The 15,724-nt window shown below is 72.3% G+C and carries 13 protein-coding genes; 6 read left to right on the top strand and 7 right to left on the bottom strand.

Annotated features, from left to right (window positions below):
- Positions 1–9: 9 nt before the first annotated feature.
- The 3 genes from WG209_RS19725 to tilS all read right to left on the bottom strand — a co-directional run bounded on the left by WG209_RS19725 (position 10) and on the right by tilS (position 6,365).
- On the bottom strand, positions 10–3,249 hold the full coding sequence (locus WG209_RS19725; protein WP_337176802.1) for an AsmA-like C-terminal region-containing protein: 3,240 nt from the start codon (positions 3,247–3,249) through the stop codon (positions 10–12).
- A gap of 19 nt (positions 3,250–3,268) precedes the next feature.
- On the bottom strand, positions 3,269–4,552 hold the full coding sequence (locus WG209_RS19720) for a glycosyltransferase family 39 protein (protein WP_337176801.1): 1,284 nt from the start codon (positions 4,550–4,552) through the stop codon (positions 3,269–3,271).
- A 361-nt stretch (positions 4,553–4,913) separates the two neighbouring features.
- Positions 4,914–6,365, bottom strand: a complete 1,452-nt coding sequence (tilS, locus tag WG209_RS19715) for a tRNA lysidine(34) synthetase TilS (RefSeq protein ID WP_337176800.1) — start codon at positions 6,363–6,365, stop codon at positions 4,914–4,916.
- 20 nt (positions 6,366–6,385) lie between these two features.
- Here tilS and WG209_RS19710 point away from each other — a divergent pair, with 20 nt between their 5' ends.
- Genes WG209_RS19710 through WG209_RS19700 form a run of 3 tightly spaced genes read left to right on the top strand, consistent with a single transcriptional unit; the run spans position 6,386 to position 8,171 of the window.
- Positions 6,386–7,339 (top strand): methyltransferase domain-containing protein, encoded by a 954-nt coding sequence (locus WG209_RS19710; protein ID WP_337176799.1) that lies wholly within the window; start codon positions 6,386–6,388, stop codon positions 7,337–7,339.
- Between the two features lie 60 nt (positions 7,340–7,399).
- Positions 7,400–7,888 carry a hypothetical protein gene (locus WG209_RS19705; protein WP_337176798.1) on the top strand — a complete coding sequence of 163 codons (489 nt, stop codon included), beginning with the start codon at positions 7,400–7,402 and terminating at the stop codon, positions 7,886–7,888.
- Positions 7,875–8,171, top strand: coding sequence for a hypothetical protein (locus WG209_RS19700; protein WP_337176797.1), 297 nt, complete (start codon positions 7,875–7,877; stop codon positions 8,169–8,171). The genes WG209_RS19705 and WG209_RS19700 overlap by 14 nt, the downstream gene beginning before the upstream one ends.
- Before the next feature lie 65 nt (positions 8,172–8,236).
- On the opposite strand, the gene WG209_RS19695 is transcribed toward WG209_RS19700, so the two are convergent.
- The 3 genes from WG209_RS19695 to WG209_RS19685 are packed head-to-tail and all read right to left on the bottom strand — an operon-like array spanning position 8,237 to position 11,026.
- Positions 8,237–8,581, bottom strand: coding sequence for a hypothetical protein (locus tag WG209_RS19695; protein WP_337176796.1), 345 nt, complete (start codon positions 8,579–8,581; stop codon positions 8,237–8,239).
- Positions 8,582–8,605: 24 nt separating this feature from the next.
- Positions 8,606–9,526: an SMP-30/gluconolactonase/LRE family protein gene (locus WG209_RS19690; RefSeq protein ID WP_337176795.1), complete on the bottom strand. Its 921-nt coding sequence runs from the start codon at positions 9,524–9,526 to the stop codon at positions 8,606–8,608.
- 42 nt (positions 9,527–9,568) lie between these two features.
- Positions 9,569–11,026, bottom strand: coding sequence for a DUF1501 domain-containing protein (locus tag WG209_RS19685; protein ID WP_337176794.1), 1,458 nt, complete (start codon positions 11,024–11,026; stop codon positions 9,569–9,571).
- A gap of 228 nt (positions 11,027–11,254) precedes the next feature.
- Between WG209_RS19685 and WG209_RS19680 the strand changes: the two genes are divergently transcribed.
- From WG209_RS19680 to WG209_RS19670, 3 genes are read left to right on the top strand one after another with little or no spacing between them, the layout of a single operon-like run.
- Positions 11,255–12,361: a glycosyltransferase family 4 protein gene (locus WG209_RS19680; RefSeq protein ID WP_337176793.1), complete on the top strand. Its 1,107-nt coding sequence runs from the start codon at positions 11,255–11,257 to the stop codon at positions 12,359–12,361.
- A gap of 52 nt (positions 12,362–12,413) precedes the next feature.
- The gene (locus WG209_RS19675; protein ID WP_337176792.1) at positions 12,414–14,141 is read left to right on the top strand and encodes a lipopolysaccharide kinase InaA family protein; all 1,728 of its coding nucleotides are present in this window, start codon (positions 12,414–12,416) and stop codon (positions 14,139–14,141) included.
- Positions 14,142–14,164: 23 nt separating this feature from the next.
- On the top strand, positions 14,165–15,109 hold the full coding sequence (locus tag WG209_RS19670; RefSeq protein WP_337176791.1) for a hypothetical protein: 945 nt from the start codon (positions 14,165–14,167) through the stop codon (positions 15,107–15,109).
- Positions 15,110–15,288: 179 nt separating this feature from the next.
- Here the strand turns inward: WG209_RS19670 and WG209_RS19665 are convergent, their stop codons facing one another.
- A complete protein-coding gene (locus WG209_RS19665) occupies positions 15,289–15,657 on the bottom strand; it encodes a 4a-hydroxytetrahydrobiopterin dehydratase (RefSeq protein WP_337176790.1) in 369 nt (122 codons plus the stop codon).
- Between the last annotated feature and the right edge of the window lie 67 nt (positions 15,658–15,724).

Genomic DNA, 15,724 nt, shown 5'->3' with positions numbered 1-15,724 from the left:
GGCGGGTCGTCAGTCGCGGCTGGCGCCGGTGAAGCTGGGGAGGATCCGGGGCTTCGCCTGGGGCTGGGCCATGGTCCCCAGGACGTCGATCTGGAGCAGCCCGGCGCCGGCCTCGCGCATCAGGGCGGAGATCACCGGCACCTTGCGCTCGTTGCGGCCGTAGGCGACGTCGAAGCTCAGGTCGATCTTGTCGAAGGGGTCGCGGGTGTTCTTGCGGCCCCTGTCGCTGAGGTTCAGGCTGACGGCGTCGCCGGTGAGCTTGAAGCGCTCGAAGAAGGTGGTGCCGTTGACGATCTTGAAGGCGACGTCGGCGGAGTCGAATAGGGCCTTGCCCCGGCCGCGGGTGACGTTGGGCGCCAGGATCTTGTTGAGGCCCTTGACCAGCGTGAGGACGAAGGGCAGCTCGCCGATGTCGCCGTCGACGACGCGGGCGGCGCCCGCGCCCTGGATCTGGCGGGCGTCATTCCCCTGGCCGTTGAACTCGATCCTGGCGTCGACCAGCCCCCGGAACGACTGGCGGCCCGGGAGCGTCGCGGCGTACTTCTGGAGGTCCGCCCCGGAGATCCTCGCCGACCCGGCGTAGCGGGGGGACTCGCTCAGGGTGATCCAGCCCTCGCCCCGCGCCTCCCCCCCCAGCACCTTCCCCGTCAGCCCCGGCAGCGCGGCCTGGCCGTCCTTGATGACCAGGGGGCCCTGGAGATCCGCCAGGGGGATGCCGGAGATCTTGACGCTGGCGACGTCCAGCGTGCCGTGGACCTCCAGCGACCGGCCGTCCGACCGGCCGTGGACGTCCTTGAACTTGCCGTTGACGTGCTCCAGCGGCACGCCCGCCATGAGCTTGTTGTCCAGGAAGAAGACCTGGGTCTTCTCCCAGGCGCACCAGGCGGGGGAGTTCGGGTCGCCGTCCCAGCCGATCTCCAGGTCCCCCCAGGCGGTGAACGGCTTGCCGTCGTCCAGCCGCAGGGCGAACTGGGCCATCAGCGGCGGCATCACCCGGCGCAGGCCGGCGTTGAGCAGGAGGTCGCGGATCCGCAGGTCGACGACCTTCAGCGCGAACTTGCCGCTGTCCTCGACGCGGACGGCGCCCTCGCGGAACTCGACCGGCGCGCCGTGGAACGTGAACTTCACGTCGCGCATGCCGACCGTGCCGTCGACGAACCGGAACGCCCCCAGCACGTCCTGCATGCGCAGCTCGGTCGTGGCGTCGGCCTCGACGCCCGGCCCCGGCGCGCGGGGGACCACCAGCCGCACCTGCGATCCGGGGAGCGGGGCGATGGCGACCACGACGTGGTCGGGCTTGTGGGCCTCGACCTCGATGGCGGCGTCGACGTCGCAAGAGCCGTCGGGGTTGATGACCTCCCAGGACTTCCGCCAGGCCGGCTGGAGGGCGTCGCGCAGCTCGGGGCTGAAGGGGAGGTTGCGGGCGGCGATGCCCAGGACGATCCTCAGCGGCGGGTCGCCGTTGGGGAGGTCGGGCCCGGCCAGCAGGTCGACCCTCCCCGACCCGGTGATGAGCGCCTGGCCGTTGCGTCCGACCATGTTCTTGAAGATCCAGTGGTCGGGGTGCAGCTCCAGCCGGCCGCCGAGGCGACGGATGGGGAACGGCATCCCCTCCCAGGTGATCTCGCAGCGCTCCGGGTCGAGGTCGGCCGTGGAGTGGACGGCCAGCAGGCCCTCGGGCTTGAGGTGGCCCGTCTTCCAGCCCGGCGGGGGGGGAGGCCCGGCCAGCGGCCGGCGGAGGATCCGGGCGTGGGCCTCGGCCGCTCCCGCCGGCTTGAACATGTCGACCCAGCGGCGGACGTCGTCCGGCAGGGCGTCGAGGAACGCGGCGTCGATCGGCAGCGACTCGGCGTCGGCCGTCAGGTCAACCACCGCGTCGTGCCCCGGCTCGTCGACCGTCCCGTGCAGCCGCGCCGGGCGGTCGCCGATCGGCCCCCGGACGTCGACCGTCATCCGGCTCCCCTCCAGCGTCAGCGTCCCGGTGAGGTTCTTCAGCGGGTACTTGAAGTGCCGATAGAGGGCCGACACGTCCTTGAGCCGGGCCGTCGCCGACGCCGCGATCGGCCCGCCGGCCTCGCGGGCGAGGTCGGCCTTCAGGTCGACGCGACCCTTCGGCCTGAAGACGTCCCACAGCTCCAGGAACTCCTCGGGCGTCCTGGCCTTCAGCCGGTCGTCCAGGTCGAGGTCGTCGGCCTCGACGTGGATCGCCAGCGGGGCCGAGGCCGGGTCCCCCGCCTCGACGCGCCCCGAGACGCGTATGCGGGTCGCGCCGTTGGAGCCCTCGGCCTGCTCGATCGTCAGCGTCCGGCCGTCGAAGCCGACGCGGGCGGACAGGTCGTCGAGCGGGAACGGGAGGAGCGTCGAGCGGCAGGAGCCGTCGCGGAGCTGCAACTTCAGGTCGTAGGCGAGCTGGGCCTCCGGAGGGGCGTTCGGGCGGAGGGCCAGCGACGCCAGCTCGACGTCGACGTCGCCCGACTTGAGCGCCAGGGCGTCGAACGCCTCGCCGGCCTCGCCGGGGAGCCGACGGCGGAGGGTGTCGGAGATCGTCAGGTCGACGAGCCTGCCGCGGAGGTCGACGTCGCCGGTGTCCGGGTCGACGCTCCCGCTCAGCTCGACGCGCCCGAACAGGTCGCCCCGCGCCGTCCCTTCGAAGCCCAGGCGGTTCCCCTCGGCCGGCCGGATCTTCAGCGAGACGTCCCGGAGGATGGCCGCGACGCCCGGCCCGACGGCCCCGGCGGCGGCGGGCGGGGGGGCGGCCTCGGGGTCGACGACCAGCTCGACCGTGCCGTTGACGATGTCCACCGGCGGCGGGTTCTCGATCGGCGTCCGGGGCCACGGGCTGGCCGGGAGGTCGACCAGGTTCCACGCGCCGTCCTTCTTGCGGACCAGCCGCAGCGTCGGCCGGCTGACCACCACCTCGCTGACCTCGCGCTTCCCCTCCAGGAGCTTCCACGGGTCGAAGCGCAGCCCCAGCCACGCGATCGAGATCGAGGGGAACGGCTCGCCGTCGACCGACTGCGTCGCGACGAGGTTCTTGAGCGTGGCGCGGCCCCGCAGCGGCTGGAAGTCGACCCGGCCGAACTCGAACTCGGCCCTCGGGAAGAACTCGCGCAGCTTGGCCTGGAGCATGCGCGCCACGGTGTCGCCGTCGGTGACGAACGAGTAGGCGAACCAGGCCGCGCCGGCGGCCAGGATCAGGCCGAACGTCGCGGACCAGAACAGGAATCTCGCCACCCGCCGCCACCGCATGCGACCGCCTCCTCGCCGTTCAGCCCGACCCCGGGGACGGGCGCCGGATCGCCCGCGATAGCCCGACCGCCGCCAGCGCCGTCGCCGGGACCTCGCCGGGGGTCCGATACCGCATCGAGCTGGCGAACGCCATGTGGAGCGCGCCGAAGTAGAGGATCGGGCCGGCCAGCAACGCCCACGCCCGGACGTCGCGCCGCAGCGCCCACAGGCCGATGGCCATCAGGACGAGCGGGGGCGTCATCGCCAGCGCCGCGGCGCCCGTCAGCCACGGCGACCGCGCGGCCTCGGCGTTCGGCCAGGGGCTCCAGTAGCGGCCGAGCTTCACCAGGGCCAGCCTCGCCGCGCGGCCCGGGTTCTCGCGGGCGAAGGCGAGCGCGCCGGCCTTCAGCCGCTCGTCCTGGTCGCGCTCGTCCAGCGGCCAGACGTCGGGGTCGGCCATGAACCGCATGTCGCTGGCACCGGTCGCGTCGGGGTTGAGGCCGTCGTAGAGGCTGGCGCCCGCCCACAGCGCCGTCGGCACGAAGTCCCCGTGGACCCGCGCGTTGCGGACCCACCAGGGGGCCATCACCGCCGAGAACGCCGCCGCCGTCGCCAGCGCCGCCACGACCACCGGCCGAGCCGCGCGGCGCGTCGCCAGCATGTAAACTCCCCACGCCGCGAGGGCCGCCGGGAAGTACATCACGCACGACGGCCGGACCAGCACCGCCGCCCCCGCCGCGGCCCCCGCCGCCAGCGCCGGCGCGAGCACTCCACGCGCGTCGTCGCGATCCCACAGGACGGCCGCCGCCCACAGGAAGGCCAGCAGCAGCGGGACGAACAGGGCCTCGGAGAGCAGGAGAGCCGACATCACGATGAAGTACGGATGGACCGCCGTGATCGCCGCGGCGACCAACGCCAGCCGCCGCCGATCCTCGCCGAGCGTCGCCAGGGCCAGCCGATAGACCAGCCAGACGCACGCCGCGCCGAGCGCCGCCTGGACCAGCCGGGCGCCCAGGGGGTTGTCCCCCAGTACCGCCCGACAGCCCGCCAGGAACAGCGGGTAGCCCGGCGTGCGGAGGGCGAAGTGGGGGATGTCGCCCCATTCGACGATCTGGAAGACCTCGCCGTCGCGGATCGTCTGGGCGAGCTTCCAATAGTATTCCGCGTCGGGCAGCAGGCAGACGCGGCCGTCGCCGGCGCGATCGACCCGCCACTGCACGAGGTCGGCGGCGATCACGCGGAGCAGGAAGCCCCCCTCCACGGCCAGGGCCAGCGGCCGTCGCCACGCCGGCCCGCGCGACAGGGCATACGGCGATCCCGGCATGTCCGGCCTCCCTGGCGACGTGGCCCGACCCCATCCCCCGGCGGGACCGGCCGACTGCGGCGCGAATCCTAGGCCAAACCGCGCCAGCCGTCAACTTCAGCCGGGCCCCCGGAGCGTCGAACCCAACGGCCTTCCCCCCTGGATGGGGAAGGTGGCCCGAAGGGCCGGATGAGGGGGGGACGAGCGACACGACCTCCGGACTTCAAAGGGGCCCTCCCCGGCCAATGACCTGGCCCAAGGTTCCGAATTCCGAAGCGCCTTGGGCAAGCCCCCCCTCATCTGACCGCTTCGCGGTCTGTCTTCCCCCTCCAGGGGGGAAGGCCGTGAAAGTCCAGGCCTTCCGAGAGGCCGTTACGTATCGCTAAGGCGGGTCGGGCCGCCAGCGCAGGCCCAGGCGACGCGTCGTGCCGGCCGTCGTCCTCGCGCGGTCGGCGATCCGGAGGCCGACCGCCCAGACGATCCCCTCGCGATCGGCCGCGACGAGGGCGAGGCCCCGGCGCTCGGGGGGGACGCCGCGGAGCCGGAGGAAGTCCACCACGCGCTGACGCCCGCCCCCCATCCCCAGCGGGTCGAACCGCTCGCCCGGCGTCGGCGTCCGCAACACCAACGGGAACGTCACGCGGTCGCGGTCGACCACCTCGTCGAACTCGGACGCCGAGGCGTCGGGATCCTCGACGGCCTCGAACGTCCCGCGCGCCCATGGGACGCGGACGGAGCCCGGGCCTGCCAGCGTCGTCGGCTCGATCGGCGTCCGTTGAACCGGCTCGACCGATCGCGCCCGCTCCAGAACGAGGGCGTCGGCCGTCGCGCGCAGCGTCGCCCCTTCGCCCAGGTGCCCGGCGTCCTCCCCCGCGATCAGCGCCGCCGCCAGCCTTCGCCATCGCCGCGAGGTCATCGGGCGCTCGGGCCAGCCCGCCTCGCGCCAGGCGCGACGGATGATCTCGACCACCACGTCCGGGCGCGAGGATGAGGCCGCGCGACGGTCCAGGATGATCCGATATGGCCCGATCGAGCGGACCGCCCCGGCCACAATCGGCGCGAGCAGCGTTTCGAGCAGCCGCCGCTCGGCCGCCGCCACTTCCCCCAGGCGGACGATCGCCGCGACGGCCTCCGGGTTGTAGTCGGCCTTCAGCCTGGGGATCAGGTCGTGACGGATGCGCGATCGGGTGTAGCGGAGGTCGCGATTGCTGGCGTCGTCGCGGAAGGCCCGCCCCGCCCTGGCCAGCTCGTCGACGATCTCCTCGCGGGAGACGTCCAGCAGCGGCCGGACCAGGTCCACGCCCGGCGCGAGCGGCCGGCGAGCGGGGATGCCGGCCAGCCCGCGCGGGCCGGTGCCGCGGACGATCCGATGGAGGATCGTCTCCGCCTGATCGTCGCGCGTGTGGCCGAGCGCCACGGCCGATGCCCCCCTCCCCTTCGCGACCTCCGCCAGCCACTCCAGCCGCGCCGCGCGGGCGTCGGCCTCGAAGTGGCCGGCGCGGGTCGGGCGCCATGAGCCCAGGTCGAACGGCAGGCCGAGCGCGTCGGCCAGCTCGGCGACGAACCGGGCGTCCTCGCGCGCGGCCTCGCCCCGGAGGTTGTGGTCCAGGTGGGCGACGCTCAGGCGCAGGCCGAAGTCCTCGCGTAGCGCGTGGAGCGCGTGGAGCAGCCCCACGCTGTCGCCGCCGCCGGAGACGGCGACGACCCAGCCGGGGCCGACGCCGTCGGCGAGCCAGCCGGCGACCCGGCGGCGGACGATTCCCAGCCACGCGGCGGGGCCGGTATGATCGGGTCTCGGATCGCTCCCCATCCCTCGCAGGATACCCGAACCCATCCCGCCTCGCCGAGACGACGATGTCCGAACCCGCCCCGAACCCCGAGTTGATCGCGCTGTTGCGGTCCCCCCGCTCGAAGTCGCCGCTGCGCGTCGATGGGGACGCGGTGGTGTCCGGCGACGGCGCCGAGCGGTACCCGATCGTCGGCGGCGTGCCGCGGCTGGCGGGCGAGGCCTACGTCGGCAGCTTCGGCCGCCAGTGGAACCGCTACGACGTCGCGAGGACCGAGGAGGACGAGGCGACCTTCGAGGCCAAGACGGGCGTCGCCCCCCGCGACCTCGCCGGCAAGCTCGTCCTCGACGCCGGCTGCGGCGGCGGCCGTTACGCCCGCGTCCTGGGCGACGCCGGCGCGAAGGTGCTGGGCGTCGACCTCAGCAGCGCCGTGGACAAGGCGTCCGAACTCTGCCGCGACCTACCCAACGTCCAGATCGTCCAGGGCGACCTGCTCGACCCTCCCGTCGCGGAGGGGGCCTTCGACATGGTCTTCTCGATCGGCGTGCTGCACCACTCGCCCGACCCACGGCGGGCCTTCGCGGAGATCGCGAAGCGGGTGAAGCCCGGCGGCCGGCTGGCGGTTTGGCTCTACCGCAGGAACACCGCGCCTCAGGAGTGGATCAACTCCGGCGCGAGGCTCATCACCACCCGACTCCCCGCCCGCGTGCTGGAGCCTATGTGCGTCGCGATGGGGGCGCTGGGGAGCGTCCCGGTGGTGAATCGCACATTCAACAAGGTGTTCAACTTCTCCGCCCACCCCGACTGGACCCTGCGCGTCTGCGACAACTTCGACTGGTGGGCGCCCGAGTACCAGTCGCACCACACCTTGCCGGAGCTCCTCCGCTGGTTCGACGAGGAGGGCTTCGGCGACCTCCGCGAACTCCGCCCCATGAAGTCCGGCCGCCTGTACGAATGGGCCTACGACCGCGACCTGATCATCGGCTCCGGCGTGAACGTCCAGGGCCGCAAGCGGGGCTGAGGCGGGACGACTTCCCCGCCGCGCCTGGGCAATATAGAATTCCGGTTGGGAGGGATGACCATGAACCAGGCGGGGCCGTTCATCAAATATGCCTTCGCGGAGCGGGACGCCGAGCGCCTCCGCGATGACGTGGCGACGTGGGCCGAGCCGCCGGCGGCGGCCTCAACCGACCGCTGGGCGCGGGAACGGCTCGTCGCGGACGCCTGCCGTCTTTTCGACCTCCTCCGCCAGATCGACGATGAGGCGCGCCGGGCCTCTCGCTACGGCGCGATGTCCGCCGGTGACTTCGCGAGGGCCGACGAAGCGGTGACGGCCCTGCTCACCGAATGGCTGACCACCTCCCGGAAGCTCGCGGCGATCCTTCCCGCCAACGGCCCTACCCTCGCCGACGCGGGTCGATTCATCGGTCACATTCGCGAGGCCTCATGGATGATCGGCGAGGCCGACCGCGTCCTCGACGATCCCCGGATGATCGACCTGCGCGACGAGGCCGTCGATGCCTCCCGACGGGGCGACGTCGAGCCGGTTTTCGAAGATGTCCGCCCGTAACCGCAACGTCCGGACGCGGGACTTCCGGGCGATGTACGAGCGCCTCCCACGGTCGATCCGGCGGGAGGCGGTCGAAGCTTATCGCCTCTTCCTACGCGACCCTTCGCATCCGTCGCTTCGGCTCCACCACCTGGACGACCGCGGTCGCGGGCGCCATCGAAGCGACTCGTACTCCGTCTCCGTCACACGATCTTACCGCGCGATTTACGTGGTCGACGGCGACGTCAACGTCTGGTACTGGATCGGCGGCCACGCGGATTACGACGCCTTCACCACGGGCTGACGACCGAGCCCTCGCGAGCGGCCACTCCTCTCGGGACACGAGGTCCAGTCGCGAGGCGGCGACCGTCACGACGGGAGGACGGCGGCCAGTCGGACAAGATAGGACAGGATCAGCATCGTGTTCGCGACCTGGATGAACGTCAACATATTGAGCATCATCGGCGAGTAGTGGAGTAATCGCAGGCGCCAGGCCAGGGCGATCGCCACGGCGGTCGAGGACACTTCAGGCACGAGCAACAGGAGCGCGAAATAGGCCAGGGGGTTCCGGGGAACGGGGAGCGTCCCCGGTTCTCCGCCATGGGCACCGGTCATGGCAATCGGCAGCCCGACCGCCAGCATCGTCAAGGCGGAAGCGATCGCGACGGCGGCCCAGCGGGCGGCTCGTCCCAGGGCTAAGATCACTTCCGCCATGCGAAGCCTCTCCGAGGCTGGCCGTCATTCCTCCGCGACACGATAACCGGTCATGTTGGTGTTGATGCGATACAGGCCCTTGCCGGCCATGATGTAGAGGAGCCGGGAGTCGTCGCCGCCGAACTCGACGTTGGCGGCGGGCTCGGGGGTGGGGATCAGGGCCAGGCGCTTGCCGTCGGGGGCGAAGACGACGACGCCCTTCGACGTGGCGGCGACGATCCGGCCGTCAATGGTCACGGTCATGCCGTCGATGCCCCCCTCCTTGCCGAGGTCGACGAGGACGCGAGGGTTGGAGGCGTTGCCGTCGTCGTCCAGGTCCACGGCCAGCAAGGCGCGCCGCTCGCGGCCGTTGTCGGCGACGTAAAGGGTCCGGCCGTCGGGGCTGACGACGAGGCCGTTGGGCTTCGTCGCCGTGGTCTCCAGGCGCGAGACGCGGCCGTCGGGGTCGACGCGGAAGACGCCCTCGAAGTCCAGCTCGCGAGGCTCGTCGCCGACGTAGCGGGGGTCGGAGAAATAGACGCGGCCCTTGCCGTCGACGGCCACGTCATTCGGGCTATTGAAGCGCTTCCCATCGAACCTGTCGGCCAGGGTGTGGAGCTTGCCGTCGTGGTCGGTGACGGAGATCCGCCGGCCGCCGCCGGTGTTCGCCCCCTCGGCGACGATCAGCCGCCCCTTGCCGTCGAAGATCATGCCGTTGGCCCGATGGCTGGGCTCGCGGAAGACGGTCGTCTCGCCGGTGCTCGGGTTGAACCGCATGACGCGGTCGCCGATGTCGGAGAAGAGGATCGAGCCGTCGGCCGCCGTCGCGCCCCCCTCGGTGAACGTCCCCTCGCCCCAGAGCTTCTCCACGGCCTCCAGCGGGTCGACGACCCGGCTCGGATCGTCCCCCCCACGCAAGCCCCCGAGGGAGGTCAGCAGGACGAGCAGCATCGCGGGCGCGGGCATGGGAGGGGGCTCCGCCTTGGGGTCGATTCGGGTCGGGTCGGGTCAGGCCAGGATCTCGCGGATGACGTGGCCGTGGACGTCGGTGAGCCGGCGCTGGGCGCCGTTGTTGTAGTACGTGAGGCGCTCGTGATCCAGGCCCATCAGGTGGAGGATGGTGGCGTGGAAGTCGTGGACGTCGGTCACGTCCTCGACCGCCTCGTAGCCGAACGGGTCGGTGGCGCCGTGGCTGTATCCCTTCTTGACTCCCGCGCCGGCGAGCCAGGCGGTGAACCCCTTGGGGTTGTGGTCGCGGCCCTCAGTCCCCTTCTGGAACGTCGGCATGCGGCCGAACTCGGTCGACCAGACGACCAGCGTGTCGTCGAGCAGGCCCCGGTCCTTCAGGTCGCGCAGCAGCGCCGCGGCGGGCTTGTCGAGGATCGGCCCGTGGCGGTCGTAGTCCGACTTGATCCGGCGGTGGCCGTCCCAGTTCAGCGCCCCCTCGCCCATGGCGAAGGCCCCGTTGAACAGCGTGACGAACCGCACCCCGCGCTCGACCAGACGCCGGGCCAGCAGGCAATTGCGGCCGAAGCCGGCGAGGATCGGGTTCGGGTCGTCCAGCCCGTAGAGGGCGCGTGTCGCCGGGCTCTCCCGCGAGAGGTCGCCCACCTCCGGCGCGGAGAGCTGCATCCGGGCGGCCAGCTCGTACGCGGCGATCCGGGCGGAAAGTTCCTCGTCGCCGGGGTTGCGCTCCAGGTGCTCGTCATTCAGGACGCGGATCAGGTCGCGCGCGGCGCGGTCGTCCTCGGCCGAGATCGAACCGGGCCGCGCGAGGTGGCGGATCGGCCGCTCGGCGTTGAACGCGGTCCCCTGGTAGACGGCCGGGAGGAAGCCGTTGGTCCAGTTCGCCGGCCCCTGCTGCGGGTCGCCGCGAGGGTCCGGGATGGCGACGTAGGCCGGCAGGTCCTGGTCCTCGGTCCCCAGCGCGTAGCTGGCCCACGCGCCGATGCTGGGGAAGCCCTCCAGCGTGAACCCGGTCGACATGAACATCTCGCCGGGGCCGTGGGTGTTCGTCTTCGAGGTCAGCGAGTGGACGAACGCCATGTCGTCGACCCGCTCGGCCAGGTGGGGGAGCAGGTCGGAGACGTACTTGCCGGTCTCGCCGCGAGGGCGGAACTCCCACGGGCTCTTCGCCAGCTCGCCGTTCTCCCCCTGGAACGTCAGCAGCTTCTCCGCGCCGGGCATGGGCTGGCCGTGGCGCTTGATCAGCTCGGGCTTGTAGTCCCACGTATCCAGGTGGCTGACGGCGCCCGTGCAATAGATGTGGATGACCCGCCTCGCCTTGGGCGCGAAGTGGGGCGGCTTCGGCGCCAGCGGTCCGGCCTTGGGCTCGGCGGCCAGAAGCCCTTTCTCGGCCAGGATCGAACTCAGCGCGATCCCCCCGACGCCCGTCGCCATGTGCGACAGGAAACCCCGGCGGTCGAGCAGGTGTCGTCCCAGCGGCGCGTCGTGTTGGTGGCTCATGGTTACTCATCTTGATCGAACCGTCGCGACCATGCCAGGGGGTTCACCGCGGGGCGCGGAAGCCGGCCGATCCTCGGCCCGGACCCGAGAATCGCCGCGCGACGGAAGACAACCTCGGTTCGGGCTTGGTTTCTTTCGCGGGACCGTCTAAGATCGCCCCGTTCCGGCGGCGGCCGTCAGGATGAGCCGCACCCCGGAAAGGCCGGCGCAACCGTCACGGAGGACGGGATGAGATTGCTCGCCCTGGTCGACTCCCCCGACCACGTCTGCTGCCGTTATCGCATCCGGGCGTTCGAGCCCGCGTTGCGCGAAGCCGGCTGGTCGCTGGCGTGCGAGCCCCTGGCGCGGGGGGCCCTGCCCCGGCTGCGCCAGCTTCGAGGCGCCTCGCGGTTCGACGCCGTGCTCCTCCAGCGCAAGCTCTTGCCGGGGTGGCAGTTCGCCATCCTGCGCCGCAACGCCCGCCGCCTGGCGTTCGACCTCGACGACGCCGTCTTCCTGCGCGACTCCTACTCCCCTCGCGGCGTGGCGTCGCGCCGACGCATGGGCCGGTTCGCCCGGACGGTCCGCGGGGCCGACGTCGTGCTGGCCGGCAACGACTTCCTCGCGGACGCCGCTCTCCGCGCGGGGGCCTCGCCGGAACGGACGCTGACCGTGCCGACGTGCGTCGACCCGTCCGGCTATCCGATCAGGGAGGCGTCGCGACGCGGGGGGCCGCCGGAACTGGTCTGGATCGGCTCGTCCAGCACGCTGCGGGGGATCGAGGCCCGCGGGCCGCTGTGGAAGCGGCTGGGCCGCGAGTTCCCCGGGCTCCGGCTCCGCGTGATCTGCGACCGCTTCCCCCGGTTCGAGGGGGTCGAGGTCGTCCCCGTCCCCTGGTCCGAGGCGACCGAGGCCGAGGATCTGGCGGAGGGGGACGTGGGGATCGGCATGATCCCCGACGACGACTGGAGCCGGGGCAAGTGCGGCCTGAAGATCCTCCAGTACCAGGCGGCCGGGCTGCCGACGATCGCCAACCCGGTCGGCTCTCACGTCGAGATGATCGAGCCCGGCGCGACGGGGTTCCTCCCGGACGACGACGACGGGTGGGCCGCCGCGATCCGGGGCCTGTCCGACCCCGACGCCCGCGCCCGGATGGGACGCGAGGCGCGCCGGCGGCTGGAATCGGGATATTCGACGACGGCATGGGCGGCGGCGTTCGTCGCGGCGGCGACCGGGATCGACGACCGTCGGCCGGCCGTCGCCCCCGCGCCCAACTTCACCAGGGAAAGGCCGCGGGCGTCCGCCGGCCACCGCGCGGCGATCGCGTCGCGGCGGGATCGACAGGGATCGGAATAGGCCCATGACCGTCATGACCCCCGGAGTTCGGGCGAGATCGGCGGAGGGCCGCATGTTTAAGCCCCCCGAATGGACCTTCGTCCAGGCCGGCGACGTCGGCTGGTGGCTGCAAGGCGGCTGGCGCGACGTCCTGGTCGACGCCGACGGCCTCCGCCTCGACCAGTGGCGCGCCGAGGGCCGCGTGGAGACGATCAAGTCGGGCCCGCACCGGGTCGTCTACCGGGTCCAGCTCCCGTCCGGGGCGATCTACGTCAAGCACTTCCTGATCCCGAACCTCCGCGCGAAGTATCGCCAGTGGTTCCGCCGCGGCAAGGGCCGCAACGAGGGGAAGCGGTCGCGCTCCCTGGCGTCGATCGGCGTGCCGACCATCACGCCGATCGCCCTGGGCGAGCGCCGGCGCCGCGGGTTCCTGTACGACAACTTCCTCGTCACCCGCGAGATCCCCGACGCGGTCCCGCTCGACGCCTTCATCGAGGAGGAGTTGCCGAGCCTCGACGGCCCCCGGCGGTCGCGGCTGCGCCGGCGGCTGGCCGAGCGGCTCGGCGAGCTGACGGCCCGGCTGCACAACGCGGGGCTCCAGCACATCGACTTCCACCCCGGCAACATCCTCGTCCGCTTCGGCCCCGACGACGAGCCGTCGCTGACGATGATCGACCTGGACGCCCTGCGCTCCGTCCGCCGGTTCACCTGGGCCAAGGCCCGCGACAACCTGGCGCTGCTGGACCATTACTTCTGGATCCGCACCGGCCGCGTCGACCGCCGCCGCTTCCTCAAGGCGTACCTGGCCGCCCGCGACGGCGCGCCCCCATCGGCGCGGGACTTCGCCCTGGGGGTCGAGGCGGCCACGCGCCGCTGGGCCGAACGCCTCTGGCGGCGATGGGGCCGGCGATGTCGGTCGACCAACAAGTATTTCCAGGTCTTCAAGTCGCCCAACGCCCTGTGCATCGCCTCGCGCGACCTGGACCCGGCCGAGGTCGCGCCGCTCCTGGTCGACCCCGACGCGGCCTTCAACGCCCCCGGCGTCCGCGTCATCAAGGACTCGCGCACGACCCGGCTGATCGAGACGACGATGGTCGTCGACGGCCGGCCGACCCCCGTGGTCTTCAAGCGGTTCAACCGCAAGAAGTGGATCGACCCGGTCCTGGCGATCTTCCGCCCGTCGCGCGCCTGGCGGTCGTGGCAGGCGGGCCAGCACCTCTCCGTCCGCGGGCTGCCGACGCCGAGGAATCTGGCCTTCATCGCCCGGCGGCATAAGCTCTGGTTCTCCCCATTCCCGGGCGTGCTCCCCTACGAGACGTACCTCGTCACCGTGAAGGAGGAGGGCGCCATCACGCTGTCCGAGTACGTCCTCCGGGAGCTGCCGAAGCTGGGCCCCGACGCGCTGCGGGCGGAGGTCGACCGGCTGACGACGGCGCTGGCGGGGCTCGTGCGGATGATGCACGACCGCTCGCTGTCGCACCGCGACGTCAAGGCGTCCAACATCCTCGTCCGGCGCGAGGCGGCCCCGGGCGAGCCGTTGCTGACGCTGATCGACCTGGTCGGCGTGCGGCTGAACCACCCCCTGCCGATGCACCGCCGCATCCAGAACCTGGCGCGGCTGAGCGTCAGCCTGGACGGCGCCCCCGGCCGCACCCGCACGGCCACGCTCCGCTTCCTCAGGGCCTACCTCCCCCATCGCCTCAATCGCAAGGACGAGTGGAAGGCCCTCTGGCGGGCGATCGACGCGGCCACCCACGTCAAGCGGGCCCGCAACGAGCGCATGGGACGGCCGCTTTCCTGAACGACACCGTGGAGGGACCGGAAGTGAACACCCCTCGCATCATCGCCCGAACGGTCCCGCGTTTGCTGGCCCTGGCCGCGCTCGCCGCGTCCCTCGGCTGCTCCACCCTGGCCCGCAGGGGCCCCGCGCTCCTGCCGACCGCCCACCAGGTCAGGACGGGCCCGTTCGTCGTCTACTCCAACGAGCCCATCAAGGCCGACGCCCCCCCCGTCAAGGCGCTGGAGCGGCTGCGGGGCGACCTCGCCACGCGGCTCGACCCGGCCGTCGACTCCGACCCCGGGCCCATCGAGGTCTACGTCCTGGACGATCGCGACGCCTTCGTCCACCTGCTGCGGTTCTACTTCCCCGAACTCCCCCCGCGCCGCGCCTTCTTCATGGCGCAGGACGACCAGCGGATCGTCTACACCTTCCACGGCCCGATGCTGGACGAGGACCTGCGGCACGAGGCGGCCCACGCCCTGCTCCGGGGCCGCTTCGGCGACATCCCGCTGTGGCTCGACGAGGGCCTGGCCGAGTACTTCGAGGCCGGCCCCGACGACCTCCAGGATCGCGACGACCGCCTCGCCCGCCTCGCCGCCGACGCCAAGTCCGGCTGGAAGCCCGACCTCAGACGCCTGGAGACCCTGGGGGAGATCCACCAGATGGCCCCGCGCGACTACCGCGAATCGTGGGCCTGGGTCGACCTGCTCCTGGCCGACCCCGCCCGCGGCAAGCCCCTGCTGCTGGACCACCTCCGCGCGCGCGACGCCCGCTCCGCGCTCACCACGACCCTGGCCGACCGTGGGACCGACGGCGACACGCTGCTCGCCCACCTCGGCGGGACTCCGGCGCGCGTGATCGCCCAGAAGCCGACGCCGGCCGACGCCCGCTCGGCCCGCGTGATCCGCCTGCAAGACCGCCCCGCCGCCGATCCCCTCCCCTCGCGCCCCGGCCTCCTCCGCCGCGTCGGCTCGTTCCTGGGGCTCTGAGCGGGACGCCATCCGCCGCCGTCGCCGGCGGCGTAATGACCCCTTCCCCCCTCGCGGGGGAAGGTGGCCCGAAGGGCCGGATGAGGGGGAAGACAAGCGAGACCGCCGTCGAGATTCGCGACGGGCGGGCGGGCCTTCGATCACTCCAACGGCCATCGCGCTTGTCGTCCCCCCGCGCCTCAGGCCTTCTTCTTCGTCTCGATCGGCAGGGCGTCGATCTTGGCGGCGAGGATGAAGTCGTTCTCGGTGAGGCCGCCGACGGCGTGGGTGAACAGCTCGACGGCGACGTGGCGGTAGCCGGTAAGGTGCAGGTCGGGGTGGTGCCCCTCGGACTCCGCGACCTCGCCCACCTTCTCGAAGAAGCGGAGCCCGGCCATGAAGTTCTTGACGGTCCACTCGCGGCGGATCCGCGCGCCGTCGCCGGAGAGCGACCACTCCGGCACGGCCTTCAGCATGTCGTCGATCTCCTCGCGCGACAGCGGCGGGATGCCCCCCTCGCACGGGACGCATTTCCTGGAGGTCAACTCGGCGGCGCTCGCGGTGCTCATGGTCTCGCTCCTGGCACGAGGATGGGGAAGCGACCGGGATCTCCTCGCATGCGAACCCCGCGCCGGC

Source organism: Paludisphaera sp., from assembly GCF_037189885.1.
GTDB lineage: Bacteria > Planctomycetota > Planctomycetia > Isosphaerales > Isosphaeraceae > Paludisphaera.
The sequence above is the reverse complement of the archived record's forward strand: the minus strand, read 5'-3'. Positions and strand labels throughout refer to the sequence as shown.